This window comes from Heyndrickxia vini, assembly GCF_016772275.1.
GTDB lineage: Bacteria > Bacillota > Bacilli > Bacillales > Bacillaceae_C > Heyndrickxia > Heyndrickxia vini.
On the sequence record NZ_CP065425.1, the window covers coordinates 3,055,806 to 3,080,676 of the forward strand.

The 24,871-nt window shown below is 37.0% G+C and carries 17 protein-coding genes, 1 tRNA gene and 2 pseudogenes; 8 read left to right on the plus strand and 12 right to left on the minus strand.

Annotation, left to right across the window (positions count from 1 at the left end):
- Positions 1–359: 359 nt before the first annotated feature.
- From I5776_RS15315 to I5776_RS15330, 4 genes are all read right to left on the minus strand, one after another.
- Positions 360–1,982, minus strand: coding sequence for an OPT/YSL family transporter (locus I5776_RS15315; protein ID WP_202777243.1), 1,623 nt, complete (start codon positions 1,980–1,982; stop codon positions 360–362).
- Between the two features lie 39 nt (positions 1,983–2,021).
- Positions 2,022–2,786: an IclR family transcriptional regulator gene (locus I5776_RS15320; RefSeq protein WP_202777244.1), complete on the minus strand. Its 765-nt coding sequence runs from the start codon at positions 2,784–2,786 to the stop codon at positions 2,022–2,024.
- A 181-nt stretch (positions 2,787–2,967) separates the two neighbouring features.
- Positions 2,968–4,701, minus strand: coding sequence for a hydantoinase B/oxoprolinase family protein (locus I5776_RS15325; RefSeq protein WP_107920323.1), 1,734 nt, complete (start codon positions 4,699–4,701; stop codon positions 2,968–2,970).
- Position 4,702: 1 nt separating this feature from the next.
- Complete coding sequence (locus tag I5776_RS15330; protein WP_202777245.1) at positions 4,703–6,748, minus strand: hydantoinase/oxoprolinase family protein; 2,046 nt, start codon at positions 6,746–6,748, stop codon at positions 4,703–4,705.
- Between the two features lie 819 nt (positions 6,749–7,567).
- Between I5776_RS15330 and I5776_RS15335 the strand changes: the two are divergent.
- Positions 7,568–8,728, plus strand: a pseudogene (locus I5776_RS15335) (IS256 family transposase).
- Positions 8,729–9,360: 632 nt separating this feature from the next.
- Here the strand turns inward: I5776_RS15335 and yhbH are convergent.
- From yhbH to I5776_RS15355, 4 genes are all read right to left on the minus strand, one after another.
- A complete protein-coding gene (yhbH, locus tag I5776_RS15340) occupies positions 9,361–10,527 on the minus strand; it encodes a sporulation protein YhbH (protein ID WP_107958376.1) in 1,167 nt (388 codons plus the stop codon).
- A 749-nt stretch (positions 10,528–11,276) separates the two neighbouring features.
- A complete protein-coding gene (locus I5776_RS15345) occupies positions 11,277–13,172 on the minus strand; it encodes a PrkA family serine protein kinase (protein WP_202777246.1) in 1,896 nt (631 codons plus the stop codon).
- 357 nt (positions 13,173–13,529) lie between these two features.
- Positions 13,530–14,003: a tRNA (uridine(34)/cytosine(34)/5-carboxymethylaminomethyluridine(34)-2'-O)-methyltransferase TrmL gene (gene trmL / locus I5776_RS15350; protein ID WP_246483809.1), complete on the minus strand. Its 474-nt coding sequence runs from the start codon at positions 14,001–14,003 to the stop codon at positions 13,530–13,532.
- Positions 14,004–14,060: 57 nt separating this feature from the next.
- Positions 14,061–14,936 (minus strand): amidase domain-containing protein, encoded by an 876-nt coding sequence (locus I5776_RS15355; protein WP_202777248.1) that lies wholly within the window; start codon positions 14,934–14,936, stop codon positions 14,061–14,063.
- Between the two features lie 184 nt (positions 14,937–15,120).
- Between I5776_RS15355 and I5776_RS15360 the strand changes: the two genes are divergently transcribed.
- The 7 genes and pseudogenes from I5776_RS15360 (at position 15,121) to I5776_RS15385 (ending at position 20,325) form a co-directional block, all read left to right on the plus strand.
- A complete protein-coding gene (locus I5776_RS15360) occupies positions 15,121–15,588 on the plus strand; it encodes a MarR family transcriptional regulator (RefSeq protein ID WP_202777249.1) in 468 nt (155 codons plus the stop codon).
- A gap of 156 nt (positions 15,589–15,744) precedes the next feature.
- Entirely contained in the window at positions 15,745–17,166 is a 1,422-nt protein-coding gene (locus I5776_RS15365) for an MDR family MFS transporter (protein ID WP_202777250.1), read from the plus strand.
- Positions 17,167–17,352: 186 nt separating this feature from the next.
- Complete coding sequence (locus tag I5776_RS15370; RefSeq protein ID WP_202777251.1) at positions 17,353–17,640, plus strand: hypothetical protein; 288 nt, start codon at positions 17,353–17,355, stop codon at positions 17,638–17,640.
- A 44-nt stretch (positions 17,641–17,684) separates the two neighbouring features.
- Positions 17,685–17,867 (plus strand): annotated as a pseudogene (locus I5776_RS21815) (DUF86 domain-containing protein); the annotation flags it as partial.
- A 566-nt stretch (positions 17,868–18,433) separates the two neighbouring features.
- Positions 18,434–18,784, plus strand: a complete 351-nt coding sequence (locus I5776_RS15375; RefSeq protein WP_202777252.1) for an ArsR/SmtB family transcription factor — start codon at positions 18,434–18,436, stop codon at positions 18,782–18,784.
- A gap of 17 nt (positions 18,785–18,801) precedes the next feature.
- Positions 18,802–19,800 carry an NADP-dependent oxidoreductase gene (locus tag I5776_RS15380; RefSeq protein ID WP_202777253.1) on the plus strand — a complete coding sequence of 333 codons (999 nt, stop codon included), beginning with the start codon at positions 18,802–18,804 and terminating at the stop codon, positions 19,798–19,800.
- 291 nt (positions 19,801–20,091) lie between these two features.
- Positions 20,092–20,325: a DUF2651 family protein gene (locus I5776_RS15385; RefSeq protein ID WP_202777254.1), complete on the plus strand. Its 234-nt coding sequence runs from the start codon at positions 20,092–20,094 to the stop codon at positions 20,323–20,325.
- A gap of 89 nt (positions 20,326–20,414) precedes the next feature.
- Here the strand turns inward: I5776_RS15385 and queG are convergent, their stop codons facing one another.
- From queG to I5776_RS15405, 4 genes are all read right to left on the minus strand, one after another.
- On the minus strand, positions 20,415–21,557 hold the full coding sequence (gene queG / locus I5776_RS15390) for a tRNA epoxyqueuosine(34) reductase QueG (RefSeq protein ID WP_202777255.1): 1,143 nt from the start codon (positions 21,555–21,557) through the stop codon (positions 20,415–20,417).
- A 793-nt stretch (positions 21,558–22,350) separates the two neighbouring features.
- Positions 22,351–22,424: transfer RNA gene (locus tag I5776_RS15395), tRNA-Gly, on the minus strand.
- Between the two features lie 142 nt (positions 22,425–22,566).
- On the minus strand, positions 22,567–23,310 hold the full coding sequence (locus I5776_RS15400; RefSeq protein ID WP_202777256.1) for a GTP cyclohydrolase II: 744 nt from the start codon (positions 23,308–23,310) through the stop codon (positions 22,567–22,569).
- 355 nt (positions 23,311–23,665) lie between these two features.
- Positions 23,666–24,859: a class I SAM-dependent rRNA methyltransferase gene (locus I5776_RS15405; protein ID WP_202777257.1), complete on the minus strand. Its 1,194-nt coding sequence runs from the start codon at positions 24,857–24,859 to the stop codon at positions 23,666–23,668.
- Positions 24,860–24,871: the final 12 nt, after the last annotated feature.

Genomic DNA, 24,871 nt, shown 5'->3' on the forward strand with positions numbered 1-24,871 from the left:
GAAGCACTTCTTCTTTTAATTCCGTCAATCATATGCCTCATAAACACTTTATGATGCACTTCTTCTTTTAATTCAGACGATCATATGCCTCATAAACACTTTATGAAGCACTTCTTCTTTTAATTCTGCCGATCATATGCCTCATAAACACTTTATGAAGCACTTCTTCCTTTAACTCTACCGATCATGTGCCTCATGCACGTTAATCAAAACTCTCTGAAAAACAAAACAGCCTTAGAACCAGTAATCATGAAGGTTCAAGGCTGTTTTTCCGTCATTTTAAGCTGGAAAGCCAAGCTTATTCTATTTAATTGTTAAACTTGTATACTACATAAAATTCTCCTAACAGTACTAACTCTTTACTTTCCAATTTTAAAAATTGAAGTAAAGAAGCTATATAATGCATCTCCGGCAATGAAGCCCGCAGCTAAAATGGTCATAGGTGTCTCCGCTTCTTTTCCCTTCCATTTTAAAACTGAAAATCTGATTATGATTCCTGCTAAAACGGCCCATCCGGCAATGGGATTAGTCAATAATAAACCCGTTGCGAACAAAACACCCAATTGTCTCTTTGATCCGCCAATTAATTGAAGCAAGGCACCTGGGATTGCCCAAATCAATAATTGTTTTGCGATATCAGGAGAAACACCTGATTGGATTGTTGCGGCATATACATGATTAACCGGAGGTATCATCCCACGCGAGAAGAAGTTTTCATAGGTTAGCAGAACAACAATAGCTGCCACAGAAAATCCAATCATCCCCGCGAAAAGCTGCTGACGTCGTCCTTTCTTTTCAAACTCTGGATCTTGTCCATTCCCTCGAAGAATATAGCCAGTCTTTAAATCATAACCCATATCTGCAAACGCTACTCCTGTGGAAGCACTGAATCCAACTAGAAGCGCAAGCGCAGGGGCAGGAAAGCCAATTAATATGCCAATTATAAGGGTAATTAAAGCAACTGCAAATGCAGGAAACCACCCGGCATGCATTGCCGCAATTCCAACGATTAACTCGTGGGCAAATGCCGCAATAGCTGCAAATAATAAGAATCCTGCAATCATTCCAGGAGACATGTCCGTCAAAACTCCGCCCATAAATGCCAATGCCAACGCTATCAATAAATAGGCAATGAAACCATAGCCAAAGGCTTGTCCAATATCCTTTTCAGATCTGGTAAGAGGCACTGCCTCCAAAGATGCAGCAGTCTCATTCTTTGTTTTATCCAAAACAGTATTTACCTTATTCTTTTTAAAGATAAGGAAAACGACTTGTATTAATGCAACCACTCCGGCACCGATCATAAATCCATGTGGAATGTAATGCTCACTTATATCGAAGCCAAACAACGGAACAGAATATCCTTTTAAAAGCAGCCCTATCCCAAACATTGTTAGAGCCCAAATATTACCGATGAAAGCGACCCCGAAGGCTGACATAGGAATTTTAAAAATCGATCCTAATATCCCAATTCCTATACCAACACTCAATAATTTTGCTCGTTTTCCGCCTTCATCGCCAGCCTTAATTGATTCAGCTGTCGCAATTCCCGGCGGCCATGCTTCCTTAGCAGGAAAAACCTTCGTGTCAAAAAATTTATAAAGCAAGATGGCATCAGCGAACATAGCAAGCGTAACACCAATAAACAGTGGAATAACCAGTTCTTTTAAGCCTAAAACATATGGAATGCCAATAGGAAGAATCAAGCTGCTTGCCGCCCCAAATGTAGCCGCAGAAATTGAGGATTGCACTAAATTTTGCCTATGGACGGATTTAAACTTAAGGAATGCTTGAAGCGGAATCCTTGCAATCAGCATTGCAAAGATGGCACCTATAATTGAAGTATTTGCTGAAATCCCCAATGATGTAATTAATTGAACCCCAATTATTGCCCCAAAAATAGCCGTTGCAACGGTGATTAAAATGACCATTGGTTCAAATGCTGACGGATGCTTCTTTTCTATCATCCTCTTGTCTTTCATACACATCCTCCTGATTCTATCGTTTGTTGGTTTCAAGCTTTATTTATAATGGCTGCTGAAATGATTAAGATAGCCCTGTATTTCTTTTGCTTCCTGTAGTAGATGTGTTAGTGCCACTTCAAAATCCATTTCCTCTACACGATATTCCGGGCCGCTAATTGTAAGTGAAGCAATAATCTCATTTTGGCTATTGAAAAGAGGCACCCCCAAGCCAAAAACCGCATCGGAAAACTCCCCAACTGAGTAGCACCAGCCCTTTTTCTTTATTTCGTCTAAATCGGACAATAAGATTTCTTCATCCAATATCGTGTTTTTTGTAAAGGCTTTCATACCTTCCCTAGTTATTTCTAACTGCTTTTCTTTAGAGAGGTAGGCCATAATGACCTTACATGAAGCACCGACATAAAGGGGGGTTCTAGTTCCTAAAGAAACCTCATACTTAATTCGATGAGTGCTTTCCGCTATTTCAACAGTAACTCCATCCGACTTATCCAGCCAGGTTAAGAAGATGGACTCCTCAACCTTACCCGCAAGTCTTTTCATAATAGGATAGACATGCTCAGAGAGTCGCATCTTTTCCTTGACCATTTGACCAAATTCTAAAAATCGTAAACCGAGTTCATACCTTTTGGTTTTTGGATCTTGTTCCAAAAAACCGTATTTCTCAAACGAAGCAAGGGTTCTATAGACAATGGAATGGCTAATTCCCATTTCCTTTGCTAACTCCCTAACCCCCCATGAGGGTGTCTCTTTTGAAAAATAATTAAGTAGTTCTAAAGAATTATCCAACGTCTTTAACGACAAAAGCCCGCCCCCTCGAATGTGTCTCTTTATTAGAGACAGCGTTTCATTTAATAAAATAATTATATAATAATACCACTAGTTCAACAATAGGGAATTTTCTAAATAATAGATTAAACTAATCTGGGGACCTTCCCATCGTATGAATGCCTTTAATTTACCGTGGGACTGTCCCCTATTATTCTTATCTCTTTATTTCTAAAACCGTGTATGTTAATGGATCAATATCAACGCCATATTTTTCTTTAGCTTGGGCAACCGATATATAGCCATTTTTCACATCGCTTACGACTTTTTCGATTGGTCGTTTTAATGGGTTGCCGTATCCGCCGCCAGTAGCAGTAACTAATTGGGCTATATCTCCTTTATTTAGAGGATATCTTGCGGTAACGCCTATTGGCCCAATGATTTCACCATTCTTTTTCAAAATTCGAATATAGCTGGAAGACCCGTTTTCTCCGCCTTTCATACCCCATGGGGAAAATTGATGCCGCCCAAAGGTTGCAGAAAGCTTCTGGTTATCACTTAATGCCTGATAGGAACGAATGACGCCAGAACCGCCGTTAAACTCACCTGCTCCTGCTCCATCACAACGAAGGTTATACTCATCAACGAGAACACCATATCTTGTCTCAGCTACTTCAATTGGAATATTATAGGTCTCGCCATCTCCCATACAGAACTGTCCGCGCTGACCATCCATGCCTTCACCTGCACCCCATCCCCCAACAGATGGCTCAACAATTAGGAAAGGGGCATTTGTATCTTGATGCTGTCCAGATAATACTACCGAACATACGGACAATAAATGACCGGCGGTTAAACGTTCTGGTAAAAGAGGCGCCAATGCTTTCCATATCAATTCCGCACCGCCAATCCGCCCTTCGAAATTCATAGATACCGGTGCAGGACGTTCAGCTGAAATAATCGAGCCTTTATCAGCTAATATCTTTAATGGAAAAAATACCCCTTCATTTATACTGTTCTGATCTGGATTCATAATGGCTAAATACATAACACGTACACTTGCAAGCAATCCAAAATAGGAACAGTTTACCGGATTTGTCACCTGTGGATGGCTTCCGCGAAAATCACAAATGAATTTGTCTTCTGTGATTGTAATCTTGACCTTGATTGGGTATGGTCCCCCTTTTTCAGGATCTCCCTCGATAAAATCCTCCGCAGTAAAGGTTCCTTTTGGAAGGAGCTCAAGCTCTTTTTTTGCAAGCTGCTCCCCCTGTTTTAATAGATTATCAATAGCGGCCATAAGTAAATCTTTTGAATGTTTATTGCATAATTCTATAATTCTTTTTGCTCCTGTTTTTAGAGCAGCCACTTGAGCCCACATATCTCCTAAGGACAAATCCGGAAGGCGAACGTTGGCTGAAATAATATCAACAACGGCTTGGTTTACTTTTCCTCCATCAAAAAGCTTTACCCCAGTTAATTGCAGCCCTTCTTGATAAATTTCCGTTGAATCACTTGTAAATGAACCTGGATCCTTTCCACCCACCTCCGTCCAGTGGCCCTTGTTGGCAGAAAACGCCACCAATTCCCCGTTATTGAAAATTGGCATTACAAGACCTACATCAGATAAGTGAGACCCACCACCGACATACGGGTCATTAATAATGATAATATCTCCGTCATTTAATCCTTTGCCGTTATCAAATTTTTCGATGACATGCTGAACCATCGGACTTAGCATGCCTATGAAACTAGTAACACCATTTCCTTGGCTGATTAACTGACCTTTGGAATCAGTTAAACCACAAGCATAATCAAGCACTTCATATATAATCGGACTCATTGATGTTCTAGCAAGAGCGAGAAACATTTCATCACCAATCGACATGAGCGAATCCTTAATCACTTCAATTGTAAATGGATTTACTTTTACATTATTAGCAGTTATCATCTTATTCCACCCCCGTATCAATCACTAAGTTTCCATATTGATCCATTTCTAAAGATTGATTAGCATAAATAACAGTAGTCGCTGAACGCTCTTCAATGATTGCTGGACCTGCAATTTTCATGCCCGGCTCCATTTGTCCGCGGTCATATACAGGTGTTTCTGTCCATCCCTCATTCTTAAAGAACACCGGTCTATTTTCCTTTAAAGCCTCATGAACTGGTTTTCCTGTCTGCTGTAATTTTTGTAGAACTGGTTTTTCAACCTTACCGAAGCCTGTTAAATGCAGATTGACAATTTCGGTTTGTGCATCAGGCAATTTAAACGTGTAATTTTGTTCGTGAAGCTGATGGAATCTAGCAATAATTTCTTCTATGATTTCTTCTGTCCATTCAGTATTTGGGACAGGAACCTTCACTGTATGCTCTTGGCCGATATATCTCATATCGGCAAAACGATTAAATACAATCTGACCCTTATCCATACCTTCTTCGATAAACTGATGATAGGCTTGGTCAATCATTATCTCCCATTCTTTATTGATTGCCGTTAAATCAATATCGTTTAATTGCTTAATATGTGTTTGAATATAATCGTGGCGAAGATCAGTCATTAACATTCCCCAGGCTGAAAAAACAGATGAGGCGACAGGGATAATGACCCTCTTCACTCCTAATTCCTGCGCAAGTGCTGATGCATGCATGGAGCCTCCGCCCCCAAAGGCAATCATTGTGAAATCCTTAGGATCATACCCTTTGCGAATAGAAATTAATTTAAGTGCGTTGAGCATATTAGAATTAGCAATGTCAATAATACCCATTGCTCCTTCTTCCATTGTCAGGTCATAGTGAGAAGAAACCTTGTTCTCTATTGCCTGTTCTACTTTTGCTAAGTCAACTTCATAATCAAAGTTTTTCTTTGAAAGACGCCCGGTCACTAGATTAGCGTCTGTTGTTGTTGGCTCTTCACCACCTTGCCCGTATGCAACAGGACCAGGAATAGCTCCTGAAGATTGCGGTCCGACCTTTAAAGATCCCGTAGGATCAATCCACGCAATTGAACCGCCGCCATTTCCAATTTCGACAATATCAACAACCGGGACCTTAATAGGATAGCCCGCAGACTTTTCAGTTTTTTCGATGTAATAGTCTGTTGAAACCTTAACCTCACTATTAGTAATTAGTGAACACTTTGCTGTTGTCCCGCCAATATCAAATGCAATAATATTTTTCTCACCTAAAATTTGACCAAGTATCGCTGCTCCATATATCCCTGCAACAGGTCCCGATTCAACCATATTTATAGGTGAATGCTTTGCACCTTCAAAGGTAGTTGCGCCACCATTTGATTGCATGATATAGGTACTGCCGTTAACCCCATGGTTTTCCAGTTTTTTATTTAGCTTATCAATATAAGTGCCTGCAATTGGTTTCACATAGGAATTGAGAACCGTTGTGTTCGTTCTTTCGTATTCACGCCATTCCTTGGTAATCTCATAGGAAGCGGTTACAGCAATCTCGGGCCATAATTGCTTAATTAGTTCAACCGTTCTTATCTCATGAACAGGATTTATATAGGAGTGCAAGTAACAAACTGCAATTGCATCTACTTTTTCTTTTTTAAACAATGATAGAATGTCGGGAATTTGATCCTCATTTAAAGGACTTAGAACCTCCCCTTTATAATTTAAACGTTCATCTACTTCCAATCTTAAATACCTTTCGACAAATGGCTTAGGCTTTTGATAGCGAAAATTGTACAAATCTGGCCTGTTTCCCCTAGCAATTTCCAGAACATCTCTAGTTCCTTTTGTTGTGATCAGTCCAACCTTTACACCCTTCCGCTCCGTTAATGCGTTAATAACTACTGTTGAGCCATGAATAAACATATCAATGGATTTTGGTGTGATTCCGCTTTTTTCAATTACATCTATTACCCCTTTTTCAAATTGAGAGGGTGTTGTATGAGCCTTCGCTACTCCAAACGTTCCATTATCATCAACATACACAAGATCAGTAAATGTTCCCCCAATATCTGTAGCAACTCTCATGTAAAAACCACCTTTGTTAAATTTTTTGTGGGATAAAACTTATGTCTCTATATTAGAACCATTGGTTCATATATTATATATTCCTATTATATTTAATTTATAGAAAGTTATCAATATTTTAAGTAAGTTGATTATTTGAATGCATATTCGAATTTTCTAAAAAAGATATTATGGAGGTTCTTGAAATGATACAGTCTGATGTTCCACTTCCGTTATGCATTTTTAGGAATTCTGTGGGGGGATGAAAGAAATGCTTTCTATAATGTGTTAATGATGAGTATTTGATCACAAAAACGTATTTACCCGTCCATAAAAGGAACGGGTAGAAATAATGATATTTAATTTTTGGATTAATTAACAATAAGAGTACGATTGAGGATCACGAAAGGTAAGTTGTCTCACTATCTCGTTTTAATATTGGGGTTTCCATCTTTTTTGCAGTTGTTTTCGGATGTAAAAGCTAGGATCATTCTCATTTGCTAACAAGATCAATCAAAATATCTCTTGAATGCATTATGAAGTACTTTTTCCTCTAATTACGTTAACCATGTTCCTTTTGGATGCCTTATGAAGCACATCTTCTTTTTATTTTGTTTATCATGTACCTCCTTAACGCTTTATGAGGCACTTCTTTCTTTTATTTTGTTTATCATGTACCTCCTAAGTGCCTTATGAAGCACTTCTTTCTTTTATTTTGTTAATCATGTATCTCCTTAACGGATTAAGTCCATATAATTGTGTAAAAAGAAAAGAGTCATTTTAATCCCTCTTGGAAACAATGTTTTCAACGACGATAAACAATGAAAAGAGGAATATAGAATGACCCAATTACAGTTTAACCTAGATATGGATCTTTTAAAAGAATCTGTTTTGAATTCCAATATTGACGCAGTTATTAAATCAGCGATTGTTTTAGTTTTAAATGAGTACATGGAAAAGGAAAGAGATGATTATTTACATGCGGACGCTTATGAACGCTCTCCTGAACGTCTAGATTACCGCAATGGCTACTATGAAAGAGAACTAACCATGAGTATCGGTAAAATAAAACTAAGAGTGCCTAGAACTCGAAATGGGGAGTTTTCATCTTCCGTTTTTGAAAAATATTCTCGGTGCGACCAGGCTTTAGTTCTCTCTATGCTGGAGATGGTTATCAACGGGGTTTCTACCCGTAAGGTTACGCACATAGTAGAACAACTTTGTGGCGAAAATATCTCGAAGTCATTCGTTTCTTCCCTTACTCAGAAGCTTGATCCTATCGTCAATGATTTAAAACTACTTTTAAATATAACATACTATCCATTTTTTTTTGGATGCAATGTATATAAAAGTAAGAGAACATAACCGTGTAGTCTCTAAAGCTGTTTATATTGCCACAGCTATTACGGATCACAAAAAGCGTGAAATACTTGGTCTAAGTGTAGATCACGCTGAAAGTTTTGAGAGTTGGAGCCATTTTTTAAACAACTTAAATCACGAGGTCTTCAATCTCCAAAGTTAGTGATTTCAGATGCTCATCAAGGACTACAAAAAGCCATTCAACGAGAATTCATTGGAACTAGCTGGCAAAGGTGTAACGTACATTTTAAACGAAATATCATTGAAAGACTACCTAAAAAAGACTCCGCCGATATTCGAATGATGATAAAGCGTATTTTTGAAGCGGTCACTATCGAAGACACCCGGAAATGTAAAGAGGAGCTGATGGATCAGTTTGGTGAAAATTCTAAGTATAAACAGGCACTCTCTATTTTAGATGAAGGGTTCGAAGATACCATTCAATACATGGAGTACCCGGAAGATATACGATGTCACATTCGTAGTACAAATTCTCTTGAACGTTTAAACCAAGAAGTACGTCGAAGAGAAAGAGTTATCCGTATCTTTCCAAATACACAGTCTGCTTTTCGTTTAGTTGGAGCTGTTTTAATGCATTATCAAGAGACCGTATATTCAAAACAAAAATCTATTAAGAGATAGCTATGTTTCATTTTTAAGGTAACTTCCATTCTTGGATTATTCCATATCCAGTCAAGGCTATCAAAGGAAAACCACCTTTGACACCCTTGACTGGATATGGAGTAAAAGACGCATGGAAGTTTCGCTCAAAAAATGTAAAGGGGAAGGATTAACCCCAAATATCATAACAGGTTGAAAACATTGTATAAGGATTTTACACAATATTAAGGACTTGACTCCTTAACGCTTTATGAGGCACTTCTTTCTTTTATTTTGTTCATCATGTACCTCCTTAACGCTTTATGAGGCACTTCTTTCTTTTATTTTGTTAATCATGTACCTCCTTAACGCTTTATGAGGCACTTCTTTCTTTTATTTTGTTTATCATGTACCTCATAAGTGCTTTATGATGCACATCTTCTTTTTATATTGTTAATCATGTACCTCCTTAACGCTTTATGAAGCACTTCTTTCTTTTATTTTGCTAATCATGTACCTCATAAGTGCTTTATGAAGCACTTCTTTCTTTAATTTTTATTATCATATATCTTATGAACATTCCATGAGGTACATTTTCATAAAATATTGTTTATGATATGATTCCAGCAGCAAAAATAAGCCCTCTCACCGAGAAGGGCTTTTCATTTTACTTTTCAATTAAATACTTTTTCCTCTTCCTGCTTAAAAAAGCTTTTCATCGCATGGAAGACGTCTGCTTTTTGCTTTAATATGAAGTATCGGAATTTATCATTTTTAATATTTTTATAGGCAGACATAAGAGTCGAATGGCGATTATATTGATTTACCTCACCGTAACCAAACATATTTGATACTTTCATTAATTCCTCAACTAGTTTGACACAGCGCGGATTGTCGGAGGTAAGATTATCCCCGTCTGAGAAGTGGAATGGATAAATATTGTATCGGGATGGTTCGTATTTTTCGTCGATTAAACTGATTGCTTTCCGATAGGCCGAGGAACATATCGTTCCACCACTTTCACCTTTGGAAAAAAAGTCTTCTTCTGAAACAACTTTTGCTTCCGTATGGTGGGCGATGAATTCGATATCGACCGTTTCATATTTTGTCCGTAAGAAGCGGGTCATCCAGAAGAAGAAGCTCCGGGTCATATATTTTTCCCAGACGCCCATGGAACCACTTGTGTCCATCATGGCGAGGACGACGGCCTTAGATTCAGGTTTTTGAATTTCATTCCATGTTCTAAACTTCAAATCTTCTTGGACGATTGGATGAAAACTTGGTTTACCGCTTATCGCATTTCGTTTGAATGCCGTCATCATCGTTCTTTTTTTATCAATATTGCCCATTAATCCGGTTTTGCGGATATCATTGAATTCGATGTCTTCAATTGTATTTAAATCTTGCTCTTTTCGTTGTAAATTCGGTAATTCCAATTGTTTAAATAATTCCTCTTCAAGCTCCATTAACGATACTTCTGCTTCATAATAATCTTCACCCGGCTGGTCGCCTGCCCCATCGCCTTTACCTGGCCCTTTTTGTGGCGCACCATCTCGTGCGACAACATCACCTACCTGACTCTCGCCGTCCCCCTGACCGACATGCTTATTCTTATCATAATTATAGCGTATTTTGTATTCATCCAATGATCGAATCGGAATTTTGACCACATCACGGCCATCTGACATGATGATGCTTTCTTCTGTTATAAGGTCAGGCAAATTATTACGAATCGCTTCCTGTACCTTTTCTTGATGTCGTTTTTGATCATCATGTCCTTTACGGTGGAGGGACCAATCTTCACTTGAAATAACAAACTGCTTGTGCTCTGATTCAGTCATAATATTCCCCTCCTACATTTTTTTTAAAAACTTTCACCATATCTCCCTTATATGCATACAATATTTTGGCTGTGTATTTAAGGAATGTATAAAAAAATTATGGATTACTTTATCCTATGCAAGAAGTTAAGATTATTTACAAAAAATTATTATAATAAGGTAATTGTCTAATATGATTGGACGAGCTATCATTAATAATTTCTATTAAAAAAATCAGCCCTGTTTAATACGCAGACAATTGTTCAGGAAATCAAATAAACGTAGAAAAAACCAGGCAACGATGCCCGGTCCTTTTTTTACTCTGTTTGCATAAAAGCATGGGGGGTAAATGATTGCCAATTAGCCAAGTTTTTGCGATCAGGTGCATGGGGCGGTTCTTCCATCCATTCCCGTTCGACTATCATTTCCATGATCATCAATATAAGCGGAAATTTTCCGGTTATATAGCAGAATAGAGCCCGGTTCGGAGTATATAAGCGGATGTTTTCCGGTTAAGCAAAGCAAAATTACTTATTTTCACGTTTTTAGCGTTAATAGTCGGAATCCTTCCGCCTATTTAAAGTATTTTCAGTGCTATTTACTATTTAAGAGAAATTTCTCCGCTTATTATCAAACTCAATTTTGCTTCTAATGAACTTATACAACTTCTCCTTTAATTAAGCAAAAAAGACAAAATGCTAGACATCCTATGTTATTTGTACTGCGATTTTAGATTTACCGGACCTACTTCCCTATAGACTGATTATAAATTATCGATTTAACAAACTTCCTACGTATCTTAACAATTCATTTGCAGATGTTGAATTATAGCCATGCTCATCAACTAGTCGTGCAACCACTTCATTAATCTTTTTCAGCTGTTGTTCATCAGGAGTTTTCGAAGAGGTCGTGATTTTTACAACATCCTTTAAGTCGGCGAAAAGTTTCTTCTGAATCGCTTCACGGAGACGATCATGGGAATTATAATCAAATCGTTTTCCTTTTCTTGCATAGGCGGAAATACGGATAAGAATTTCTTCTCTAAATGCTTTTTTGGCATTTTCGGATATGCCTATTTGTTCTTCAATTGATCTCATTAGCTTTTCATCCGGATTGATTTCTTCACCAGTTAATGGATCATACAGCTTTGCCTTGTTACAATACGCTTCGACATTATCAAGATAGTTATCCATTAATGTTTTCGCGGATTCCTCATAGGAATAAACAAATGCTTTTTGGACTTCTTTTTTCGCAATTTCATCGTATTCTTTTCGAGCTAAAGAAATAAAGTTTAAATATTTTTCTTTTAATTCGGTCGTGATTGATGGATGCTGATCCAACCCTTCCTTTAAAGAACGAAGAACATCTAACGCATTAATCGTAGAAACTTCTTTGCGGATAATAGTGGATGAGATTCGATTAATGACATATCTTGGATCGATTCCACTCATTCCTTCTTCCTGATATTCCTTTTTTAATTCATCAATGTCGGCAGAGTTAAATCCTTCCACATTTTCCCCATCATACAATCGCATTTTTTTAATGAGGTCGATATCTCCGCGCTTTGGTTCCTTAAGCCTTGTAAGAATAGAAAACATCGCTGCAATTTTTAGCGTATGCGGGGCAATATGAACATTGGCGACATCACTTTCATTAATCATTTTTTCATAAATCTTTTCTTCTTGTGTAACCTTTAAATTGTATGGTACAGGCATAACAATGATCCGTGAATGAAGGGCTTCATTTTTCTTGTTTGAAATAAATGAACGATATTCTGTTTCATTTGTATGTGCAACGATCAGTTCATCAGCGGAAATTAAGGCAAATCTGCCTGCTTTAAAATTTCCTTCCTGTGTTAATGAAAGTAAATGCCAAAGAAACTTTTCATCACATTTAAGCATCTCTTGAAACTCCATTAACCCACGGTTTGCTTTATTTAATTCCCCGTCAAACCGATAAGCCCTTGGATCAGATTCGGATCCGTATTCGGCGATGGTGGAAAAATCAATGCTTCCCGTTAAATCGGCAATGTCCTGAGACTTTGGATCCGACGGGCTAAATGTACCAATCCCGACCCTACGATCTTCAGAAAATAAAATACGTTGAATCAGAACATCTTCAATCCGACCGCCATACTCCTCTTCCAAACGCAGCATGTTTAGTGGCGAAAGATTTCCTTCAATTCGTATTCCATATTCCTCATGGAATTCCTTACGTAAGTGATTGGGAATGAGATGGAGTGGATCTTCATGCATCGGACAACCTTTAATTGCATAGATCGCACCATTTTCTGTCCGGGTGTATGCTTCCAGCCCTCTTTTTAGCATCGTCACTAATGTTGATTTCCCCCCGCTTACAGGACCCATTAATAATAAAACACGCTTACGGACATCTAAGCGTTTTGCTGAAGGGTGGAAATATTCCTCGACTAATTTTTCTAAAGCTTCTTCCAATCCAAATAATTGATTGCTGAAAAATTGATACTTCTTCTTCCCATTTTCTTCTTCAACACCAGCATCTTTTATCATATTGTAAACACGAGAATGTGCAGACTGTGCCACCCATGGCTTTTCTTTCAGTAATTCTAAATATTCACCAAATGTACCTTCCCACTGCAGTTTTTCCTCTTCTTCTCGATAATGTTCTAGTCTTTTTAAAATATCCATAAGTACCTCCCCTTGTCACTTGTTGAGAGACGATTAATATACTTTATGCTCGTTATCAAAAGAACATGAGTAGAAAAGACAAGAAGATAACTCCATATTATGGAACAACCTACAATTGTCATCGGATTGTCTAGAAAAACTTAGAGGAAACATTCACTTTATAAATGAAATAGGCTATAATAACAAAAGAATTGTATTAATTTTGAAGGAGGCTTACATAACTATGGGAACATGGGTGATTATAGCTGTTGCTATTGCATTTTTGGCCGCTATCTTTACAGCTGGATATGATGATAAGCCAGGTACAAGCAAGTAATAAAAAAATCTTCCATTAGGAAGATTTTTTTATTTGCATGATTATTTTAAGTTTGGAAATCCCTGCTGTCTCAATGCTTCATATACTAAAATCGCTGCGGTATTAGAAAGATTTAATGATCGGACATTATCATTCATCGGAATCCGTAAGAAGTGGTCCTTATTATTAACTAATAAATCTTTCGGCAGCCCCGTTGTTTCTTTTCCGAACATAAAGTAATAATCTTTATTTACATCACTATAATCAAACGCAGAGTGAGGTTTTTCACCGAATGTTTCAATATAGTAAAACTCACCATTTTCATTTTTCGCAAAAAACTCTTCAATGGAATCGTAATAGGTGATATTAACATGATGCCAGTAATCGAGTCCTGCTCTTTTCAACATTTTATCATCTGTAGAAAAACCAAGAGGTTTTATTAAATGTAATTTCGTATCTGTTGCTGCACAAGTTCGTGCAATATTTCCAGTGTTGGCCGGAATTTCTGGTTGATATAAAACAACATGTATTGCCACTTTTGTCACCTCATTATTAAACTTTAGCCTTACCATTATATCATAAGGTGAAAATGTTTAAGCATTGTCAATAATCGTAAAAAATTTATATTTAATATTTGGTGTGTACGCAGAAGAATCTTCATACGCCCAATAACGCATCCGACTGTTATACGTATGGGCGTTAACGAGAGGCATTCCATACGCATCTTTCCCAGTCACAATCGTGTTATGATCAAATCGTCCATCCCCTTGGAAATCATAACAAATAACATCACCTAATTGAAGTTCTTCCGGAGAGCTCACTTCACGGGCCTGCAAGCCGGACTTTGATGTGGACAAATATAATCGCAATGAATTGGCGACACTCCAGCTATAGCTCCAACTATTTCCCCTCAACCACCAGCCTTGGCTCTTATTTGGATATCCACGCATCGGCGCTTCTCCCACATGCAGGCATTGAGATATAAAATTTGTACAGTCTACATCGAATTTTTTATACGCCGGATTGTAGCTATTCCACCAACGTTCAGCATATTGTACTGCTTTCAAGCGATTATATCGATAAGATATACGTATATCTTCACGAACACTCGAAAAATCAGCATCCATTTTTTCCGGTGTTAAAATAACATCCTCATGCTCAATTTCCCTAGTGTCATACAGTTTATTTTTATAAAACGATGCAATATGGTGTTCAAGTTGTTCCTCAACATACATTTTCTCTTTTTGCTTAATTAAATATTGCATATGGACGTCAAATTTCACATAGGTATGGTCATCATCCTGCTGTTTATCTGTTATGTTTGTGATCGCCTTCACCTTAACAATTTCGGCATTTCTCTTCGCAGCCGAATCAATTTTTTTCGTCACTTTTTCATTTCCGCGCTCCTCGTTTTTCTTTACATATGCCTCTACAAGTGATTCAATATATGCTTTTATCTGATCTTTCACCGTAATCCCTCCTCGTATTCATACATATGTAGAAAGATATTTTTCAATACAATTCTAATAATTGAAAAGCAAAATTTCTCTTTGATTAATTGGTTTTCACAATCCCAATCATGTTCATATTGTTGAAATAGAAACAAAAAGTGAATATACTATTGCTAGTGCACCAACGGCGGGAGGACGGGCTATGAACAAAGAAGAACAGCTCATGATGAATTTCAAGGACTTATACAACAAGATAGTTTTGCTTAATAAACCTAAGATGGAAGACAGTCTTAAGGGGTATAAACCTTCTGAAGTACATTGTATTGAAGCCATAGAAAAAAATGGAGATACTAATGTGACAAAACTTGCAGAATCGCTTTATATGACTAGAGGTGCCATAAGTAAATTAACTAAGAAGCTTATAAAAAAAGATCTAATCGAAAGCTACCAGAAGTCTGATAACAAGAAAGAAATCTATTTTAGGCTTACTGAGCAAGGGAAAGAAATTTATAAAATCCATGAGGCACTGCACAAAGAGTTTCAAGAACGTGACAAAGTCGTATTTGAACAAGTAACCGAGGAACAATTTGACAGTATGCTTTGCTTTGTGGAAAAGTATCGTACACATTTGGATGCTGAAATAAAGAAACAAGGCATAACTATTAATTAAATCTGACTAACATTAATATTTATAAACCAAAGGCAGCCCAACTCTATTGAGTATGGGCCGCCTTTTTTATCGTCACATTTTAGTTGACCAGGAAACAAAATGGTGGTATATTTTGTTGACCAGGAAACAAAATGCATCTTCTGAGAGGAGAATAATATGTCAAAAGATAAAGTAAAAGAACCAGGATTACCAAAAGAAATTCTCACAGCTGCCTGGGCTATAGCGCTCGGAGCAATTGCTCCAATGCTTGACTCAACGATGGTAAACATCGCAATCGATAAACTAACTAAAGATTTCAACACAACATTAGAGACCATTCAATGGTCCATAACAGGTTATGTTTTAGCCCTTGCAATTGCAGTTCCAGTATCAGGCTGGCTAATGAACAAATATAACGGAAAGAAAATCTTCATCGGCTCAAGTCTTGCCTTTGGTGTGATTTCTGTTCTTGCTGGAATTAGTTGGGACATATCCAGTTTCATCTTCTTCCGCATGCTTCAAGGATTTAGCGCTGGGATTATTACCACGCTTATGTCAACACTCTTGGTTAAAACAGCCGGCCCCGAAAATCTAGGGAAAGTTATGGCAATCGTCAGTACACCGATGATCTTCGGCCCAATTTTAGGACCTGTCATTGGAGGCTTTATCGTTCACGGTGCATCATGGCATTGGATTTTCTACATCAACGTGTTCATCGTCTTAATTTCTGCACCACTTATGATGAAAGCTATTCCAGACTTCGAACCATTCAACAAAGATAGTAAACTGGATGCTTTTGGAATTATTGACGTCTCCTTAATGAGTGCGGCATTGATTTACGGGATATCGAAAGCAGCGGACCATGCCTCGTTCAACAATAGAGAAACGGTCCTATGGATAAGCATTGGCCTTGTATTAGCAGTCATTTACCTCGTATACAATCACATCAAAAAGAATCAAACTGTGCTTCCGATAAATTTGTTTACACACAAAAGCTTCCTGGCATCCAGCATCGGTTTGTTTTTAGCGAATATAGCCGTCATGGGACCTATGTTAATACTTCCATTGTTCTTTCAAAACTTCCGTCATTTCACTCCAATCGAAGCAGCGTTTGCATTAATCCCTCAAGGAATTGGGATGCTCGTTACACGGCCAATAATCGGGAGAATGATTGATAAGATTGGTGCGAAATACGTGGTAATGGTCAGTCTTGCTTTTTCACTTATCGGATCGTTTCCTCTTATCTTTATCACCGATCAAACAAGTATGATATGGATTTCCATCATATTGTTCATCCGTGGTACAAGTTTTGGAGGCATTATGCTTCCGTTGACGAGTGATGCTTATACAGGAATTGAAAGCAAACAACTTCCGGAAGCCGGTGTCGGTATTACTATCATTGAAAACCTTGGTTCCAGCTTTGGCACGGCTGTAATCGCAACCGTTGTCGCAACTGTTATAAAAGGGTCTCAACCAACTATTGCCAATGGCTTAAAGGGGTACCATGCCGGGTTTCTAGTTTCAGCAATCGTCCTTGCCTTCATCTTCATTCCAAGTCTTTTTCTCACACATAAAAAAGACGAGAAACAGAAAGGTTAATAGAAAATAATTCTATCATCCTACTTTTTTATATTGTTTCGTTCCCACTAGTTGATGAACATGTAAAACCAAGTTTTTAGAGCAATGGTAAAATAGAAAGAAATTGCATATGTATGGGAAAGTTTGTTGAACAACCATTACATTAGTGATAGGGGAATATGAACAAAGTATGAAGGAGAGAATGAAGTGATTGTAAAAGTAGAACTTTGCTCTAAGACTCAATATTTTCGTTGCCCTACTAAAATAGGCAGGAAGGTTTGTAAATTACAAAAGGATTTTGACAGGTGGTTATATAACAAAAATAACGATCATTCTTATTGGAAAGATGAGGATGGAAATAAATTTTATGGTGTTTGTTTTGATGCAGAAGCTTTTATTTTTTGGCTGAACAATGTAAGATTTAAAAATGGCAAAAAAGTTGCAAGGTTGATAGCTACTCCAAACAAACAACCCAAGAAGATGATTCATTTTTAGAAATAGACTTTGTTATTTTTAATTAACACGGAAATTCCTGAGCATTTACAAAACAAGATTCCACCATTTTTAACTTTCATAGAGCGTGCAAAGCCAGCCTCGATTTAGCCATGCATATCTGGCCAAGAAAATGTTTGGATTGCCACAAGACAGTCGAGATGCTTTTAGTGAAGTGTCCCCCCTCGTCTTTATTTTTGAAAATGAAAGGAATGATTGGATTTAGAAATGCGCAGCCAAAGATAATCAAAATAAGCGGATATTTCCGGTTAGACAGCAGAAAAGTGATTAGCTTGGGGTAAATAAGCGAAGGTTTTCCGATTATGCAAAGCAAAATTATTTATTTTCACGTTTTTTGAGTAAATAGCCGGAATCCTTCCGTCTATTAAAAGTATTTTCAGTTCTATTTCCTAATTAAGAGAAATTTCTCCCCTTATTTTTCAAACACGATTTAGCATCTAATGAACTTGTACAACTTCTCCATTAATTAAATAAAATACATATTAAAGAAGCTTAGAAATCCCAAGATTTTGTGTGCTAACTATATCGTTATTCAGTGCTACGAAATCTTATGTTATTTGTTCTGCGATTTTAGATTTCCTCTTCGTTATAGGAACTACTTATTTAAACATAGTAACTCCAACTTTAAAAGATAATAATCCCTCCCACTAAGATGGTTTCGTCTCGATTTTCTTTCCCAATATTGCGCCTCACCTAACAATAGTATATTGTTGTTTGCAGAAATATGGTTTATCAACTTAAACCATTGAACTAATTAGCGGAGGTATTTTACTGAATGAATAAACAGGACCAACTAAATATGATCAAAAAGGATTTTATTAATTGTCAAAAAGTACTGTTGGCAATTGGTGATGAGACACGTCAATCGATCTTGTTAGTTCTAATGGGGACGGATTGTCAAACAGGATTACGAGTGGGTGAAATCACTGAACGAACACATCTTTCACGACCTGCAGTGTCCCATCATCTTAAGGTTTTACGAGATGCTGGGGTTATTTTAATGCGTAAAGAAGGGACAAAAAACTTTTATTATATTAATGTACGTACAGAATTAGGATTGTTAAGAACGCTTGTATCGGATATTGATACGTTCATGGAGAACTTTTATAGAAATGATGAAATTTAAATTTGGAGGCATAGGCTATGAGAGCAATGGTTATTGATAGGTATGGGAAAGTTCCAATGCGTTTGGCAGAAATGCCTACACCTGAAATCGGTGAATATGAGGTGCTTGCAGAAATACATGCAGCTAGTATAAATCCAATTGATTTTAAGATACGAGATGGGAAAGTGAAATTGTTAGTTAAATATAAAATGCCTCTTATCTTAGGGAATGACTTTTCTGGTGTCGTTGCAAAGGTTGGCGCAAAAGTGACTCGTTTTAAAGTTGGTGACGAAATCTATGCACGTCCACGTAAAAGTAAAATCGGTACCTTTGCAGAATACATCGCTATTCATGAAGATGACATCGCCTTAAAACCTAAAAATTTGAGCTTTGAAGAAGCAGCAGCAATCCCGCTGGTTGGGTTAACTTCCTATCAAGCTTTACATGACGTATTGAAAATACAGAAAGGGCAAAAGATTTTAATTCAAGCGGGGGCTGGTGGTGTCGGTACCTTTGCTATTCAACTGGCCAAATTAATGGGTGCCACTGTCGCAACGACTGCAAGTGTTGCTGGCGAGAATTTAGTAAAATCTCTTGGTGCAGATGAAATTATCAATTACAAGACGGAAAAATTTGAAGAGATACTGAAAAACTATGATGCCGTATTTGATACACTTGGGGGCGAGACACTCGAAAAATCATTCGAAGTGATAAAAAGCGGAGGAAAAATTGTTTCCGTTTCGGGGTTACCGAATGCTCGTTTTGGTAAAGAATATGGTTCCGGATTTTTTAAAACCATGCTGTTTTCAGCAGCAAGCCATAAACTTACTGCGCTTGAAAAAAAACATAATGTTCAATATACATTTTTGTTTATGAAACCAAGCGGAGAGCAATTAAGTATAATCGCAAACTTTATTGAGTCCGGTAAAATTAAACCTATAATTGATAAAGTTTATCCTTTTGAAGATGCTCAAAAAGCGATGGAATATGCGGAGACTGGAAGGGCGAAAGGGAAAATAATATTAAAAATCAAATAGTTATTATGCGAAAATATATCTCAATTTCCGCTTTTTTCTTTTAATGATTCTATAAAAGTTACTCATTCTTAATCAATTTTTATCAAAATCGATTCTATTGTAGCCAATTTTGAGAATACTACTGGAAGATTTATGTAGGCATCGTCAAAGTACGACAATTTTATTTTTAATTTTAGAAAAAGATATTAAGATAAATAACCTGTATAATTTATGTTAAAATGGTCTATTTATTATTAAAGATATCCAAGGTCTTTAAGGAATCAAAGGTATTGCTAATTATGTAAAGTGGGGATGAAAAAAGTGGAGTTTCTTTTGGTGTTATTCATTTGTCCGATTATTGTCATTGTGGCTTCAATTCTCGGAATCTTTTTATTTAGGAAGTGGTTTGTTACCCCATTATTAACATTTGTTGTGTTTATCATTTTAACTTTTACTATTTTCAATGAATCTTTCTTTATTTGGGTGGTAGTCTATACAATATTATCCATTATCATCAGTTTGATTATGAAATTGATTAAAAAGTAAATTTACTCTTGGCCAGTGAATGGTTAGCGAATTTTTAAACATTTACTGGCGTATTTCCAATCACATTATCAAAAAAAGACAAAGCTCACTCACTTTGTCTCAGTACTGCAATGGGATATTCCCATTTCTATTTCCTTTAATACTTCTGGATCTGTTTCTTTCTTTTCAGCTTGCAGAAGTGATTCTTTAGCATCCATTCCTCCAATTTTACCTAGTGCCCATGCTGCGGTACCACGTAATACAGGTCTTGGATCATCTGTCAGCACTTTAATTAAGTCCGGAACTGCTGATTCTTCTTTAAAATGTGCCAGAGCAATAATTGCATTTCGTTGAATAGGCTTTTTCCCTCTCCATGAACCTGATACCGGACCGAAATCTTCTTTAAATTCACGGTTACTAATAGTCAGTAATGGAGTAAGCTTCGGCTTTGCAATTTCGGGATTAGGCTCCATTTCCTCATGGAAATGAAAATTCATTCCTTTATTTTTCGGGCAGCTTGTTTGGCAAGTATCACAGCCATAAAGGCGATTTCCTAATTCTACACGAAATTCCTCTTCTAGGAACCCTTTCGTTTGCGTTAAAAAGGCAATGCAACGCTGGGCATTTAATTGCCCGCCCTGCACTAAAGCTCCCGTCGGGCATGCATCAAGACATTTCGTACATGAACCGCATTGGTCCTCAATTGGTTCATCAGGTTCAAAAGGAAGATTTGTAATCATTTCTCCTAAATAAACATATGAACCAAACTCTGGAGTGATAATTGAACAATTTTTTCCGCTCCACCCAATTCCTGCTCGTTCAGCAACAGCCCGATCGACTAATTCCCCTGTATCAACCATTGATTTGAATTTAGCTTCTGGCGCTTTTTCCATAATAAATTGTTCTAGCAGTCTTAATTTTTCCCGAAGAATTGTATGATAATCAATCCCCCAAGAGGCACGGCAGAATATCCCCCGCCGTTCACCTTTCTTCCCTTTAGGTGCATCAATCATTCTTGAAGGATAAGCAAGTGCAATCGCAATAATTGATTTTGGCTCTTCGAAAATAAGTGAGGGATCTACTCGTTTTTCAATATCTTTTTCTTCAAAACCTGATTGATACCCAAGTTCTTGTTGGCGAATTAAGCGATTTTTCATTTCGGTAAATGGGTCTGCCGTTGTAAAACCAATTTTGTCTATTCCAATTTCTTTACTATAAGTTATAATTTCGTCTTTTAATTGTTTTACATTCATCTTGATCCCTCCTTTCTTTTTACGCATAAATAAAAATCTATAGCCATTCTTAGGATATTTATTATCGAGAACCGACTATGTCGAAGGAGTGATTGACATTGATAATTGCCCTCTCACACGATTTATGTATGTCATAGAGTGGATTTGGTATTGATATTTGTCTTTCTACTCGATTTATCTATGTCATACGACGCCTTTGGTATTGATATTTGAATTTTTATTCGATTTATCTATGTCATACGACGCCTCTGGTATTGATATTTGACTTTTTATTCGATTATCTATATCATACGACGCCTTTGGTATTGATATTTGACTTTTTATTCGATTATCTATGTCATACGACGCCTTTGGTATTGATTTTTGACTTTTTATTCGATTTATCTATGTCATACGACGCTTTTGGTATTGATATTTGACTTTTTATTCGATTATCTATGTCATACGACGCCTTTGGTATTGATATTTGACTTTTTATTCGATTTATCTATGTCATACGACGCCTTTGGTATTGATTTTTGATTATTCACTTGCTTTAACAATATCATACGGTGGGTTTAATATAGATATATGATCTTTTTCTCGATTTATCTATGTCATACGTTGGATTTGGTATTGATATTTGATTGTAAAACCAATGTTTATTACACTTCTTATGTTCTCCATACCTAACTTCTCAATGTTTATACGACCATTCAATCGAACAGTAATAGAGAAATTCCAAGACAATAAAAAAACGCAATACCCCGTTCTTCATGGAAACGAAACACTGCGTTATTGATAAAGTTATGTATGGAGCGGGTGATGGGAATCGAACCCACGACAACAGCTTGGAAGGCTGTAGTTTTACCACTAAACTACACCCGCATAATTACTATTTCAAAATAATTCTTGTCCTTAACTCGACTTTTTTATTATACAAAGTTCTACAACATTTTGCAAGTATTTTTTTATTTTTTTTGAGAAGATAGTGGCATTCTAGAAAGAATACCACTTTCCTATCCTCTTGCTAGTTGTTCACTGATACAATGGATTCAGCAATATGGCCCGACTTATTCACTTTTGTTTCTAAATAAAATTGATTATAGTCAGATTTGCCTCCCCATAATGGGATATGACGATCAGCTAGTAATCCCCATTCCTTTAATGCAGCCAGTTTTTTCGGATTATTTGTAATGAGTGTGACAGGCTTTGAACGTAATGTTTGTAGCACACGAATGGCTTCTTCATAAGATCGGCTGTCATCACTAAATCCTAGGGCAAGATTGGCTTCGACTGTATCAAATCCTTCTTGTTGAAGAAGATAGGCTAATGATTTTGAAAATAACCCAATTCCTCTTCCTTCATGATTCGCAAGGTAAAAAAGAGCACCGCTTTTATTTTCAACAATCATTTTCATCGATTGTTTAAGTTGATAGCCGCAATCGCAACGCTGACTGCCAAAGATGTCACCGGTATGGCAAATGCTATGCATTCTTACTAAAGGATTGTCCGCTTCTTTCATATCTCCATATACAAGTACGGATGATTGCTGTAATGAAGCAAAATCATATGTGGTTAATGAATCTAGAATTTCTTCTTTCGTTTCATTATTGTTTAATGTTATCCATGTGTACCAATGAAAATGGACAATTTGATCCTCAAGTTTAACCGGCAAATTTATAGGGCCAACTAGGCAAATATCCTTTTTGTCTGGCTCTGAAATCATCGTCATTTTATCTATAAGAAGATGTTTAACATCTGTTGAAATCATTATGTTCTCCTCTTTTACATTAGAATCTTTATAATGTAAAGCAAGTTTATTATAAGATGAAGGGCGGGTCAAGGAAATAAGATTACCAATGAGTGTAGCGGATATCATTTCCATTATTTTGTAAAAATGCGACAGAGATAAACAATGGACCGTTCCTTTCCGCTGCAGGAGCTTGCTTTCCGCGGGGAGGAAGTCGAGCCTCCTCAGCGCTCTGCGCTTGCGGAGTCTCGACTTTTCCTCTGAATCCCGCAGGAGTCAAACTCCTTCCGCTCCAATCCACTCTGTGCTTCCAATATTGTTAAAAGCAACAATCTTTCAGAGAATAGAAAAAAGAAATAACAAACTCACTATCCACCTAACATTTTTTTATAAAAACTACCTTCAAATAATTCCCTTCTGGAAATTCTTTAACCGTGCGAAAATCGTCTGGTAGTGAGAATTCTTCTAAAATTTTATAGTTTTCTCCTGTTTCCTTAAAGGCGGATTCAATAAAACCTTTGAATTTTCCCATTCCAAAGGAGCTGCAGTTCGTTGAAGCGATGATGATTCCATCGTTTTCGGTTATGGCGATTGCTTCTTTTAATAAGTTTTTATAATCTTTTTCTGCACTGAATACGTATTTTTTCGAACGTGCAAAGCTTGGTGGGTCAAGGATGACCATGTCGAACTTCAGCTGTTTTCTCACGGCATATTTAAAGTAATTGAAAACATCCTCCACAATAATTTGTTGGGATTCATAATCAATTTCATTAATACTAAATTGTTCAATTGTCTTACTCCTGCTACGATTTGCTAAGTCCACACTAGTCGTTTTGGTTGCCCCGCCAAGTGCGGCAGCCACGGAAAAGGCACCCGTATAGGAAAATGTGTTTAATACCGTTTGGCCTTTTGCATATTTATCCCTGATTGTTCTTCTTACGTCCCGTTGATCTAAAAAGACGCCGACCATTGCACTTTCATTTAAGTAAACGGCGAAATTCACACCATTTTCTTTGACGATGATCGGGAATTGTCCCCTTTCTCCTGTCACAAAATCATCTTCTTCGATATACATTCCTTTTGTATCAAATCGCTTTTTTTGATAAATCGCTTTATACTTTGTGATATTTTTTAATGAGGAAATGATTTGTTCGCGAAAATGGTAAATTCCTTTACTATACCAGTGTATTAAATAATAACCATCAAAATATTCAATCGTTATCCCGCCAATTCCATCTCCTTCGCCATTAAACACGCGAAAAGCAGTTGTTTCGGAACTATTAAAGTAATGCTCCCTTTTAGTGAAAGCTTTTTTTAGTTTGTTTTCGAAAAATGGTTGATCTAGCTGTTCATGTTCATTTCGGCTAAGGACCCATCCTAACCCTTTATTTTGCTTTCCGTAATAACCTTTGGCGATAAAGCGATTCTGTTCATCGATGAGACGAATGAGCGTCCCTTCATCAGTTAAAACATTCGGATTCATAATCATATCTTTAGAAATAAGCGGATATCCACTTTTGAATTTATTTACAAATTTCGTTTTTACTTTTACACGTACTTCGTTTTTCATTTTTTCATCCAA

Coding starts and splice junctions, on each gene's coding strand:
- I5776_RS15375 (WP_202777252.1), top strand. CDS start 18,434: ATGAATAAACAGGACCAACTAAATATGATCAAAAAGGATTTTATTAAT.
- I5776_RS15400 (WP_202777256.1), bottom strand. CDS start 23,310: ATGATTTCAACAGATGTTAAACATCTTCTTATAGATAAAATGACGATG.
- yhbH (WP_107958376.1), bottom strand. CDS start 10,527: ATGACTGAATCAGAGCACAAGCAGTTTGTTATTTCAAGTGAAGATTGG.
- I5776_RS15325 (WP_107920323.1), bottom strand. CDS start 4,701: ATGATAACTGCTAATAATGTAAAAGTAAATCCATTTACAATTGAAGTG.
- I5776_RS15360 (WP_202777249.1), top strand. CDS start 15,121: ATGAACAAAGAAGAACAGCTCATGATGAATTTCAAGGACTTATACAAC.
- I5776_RS15385 (WP_202777254.1), top strand. CDS start 20,092: ATGAAAAAAGTGGAGTTTCTTTTGGTGTTATTCATTTGTCCGATTATT.
- queG (WP_202777255.1), bottom strand. CDS start 21,557: ATGAATGTAAAACAATTAAAAGACGAAATTATAACTTATAGTAAAGAA.
- I5776_RS15330 (WP_202777245.1), bottom strand. CDS start 6,748: ATGAGAGTTGCTACAGATATTGGGGGAACATTTACTGATCTTGTGTAT.
- I5776_RS15380 (WP_202777253.1), top strand. CDS start 18,802: ATGAGAGCAATGGTTATTGATAGGTATGGGAAAGTTCCAATGCGTTTG.
- I5776_RS15365 (WP_202777250.1), top strand. CDS start 15,745: ATGTCAAAAGATAAAGTAAAAGAACCAGGATTACCAAAAGAAATTCTC.
- I5776_RS15405 (WP_202777257.1), bottom strand. CDS start 24,859: ATGAAAAACGAAGTACGTGTAAAAGTAAAAACGAAATTTGTAAATAAA.
- I5776_RS15345 (WP_202777246.1), bottom strand. CDS start 13,172: ATGGATATTTTAAAAAGACTAGAACATTATCGAGAAGAAGAGGAAAAA.
- I5776_RS15315 (WP_202777243.1), bottom strand. CDS start 1,982: ATGAAAGACAAGAGGATGATAGAAAAGAAGCATCCGTCAGCATTTGAA.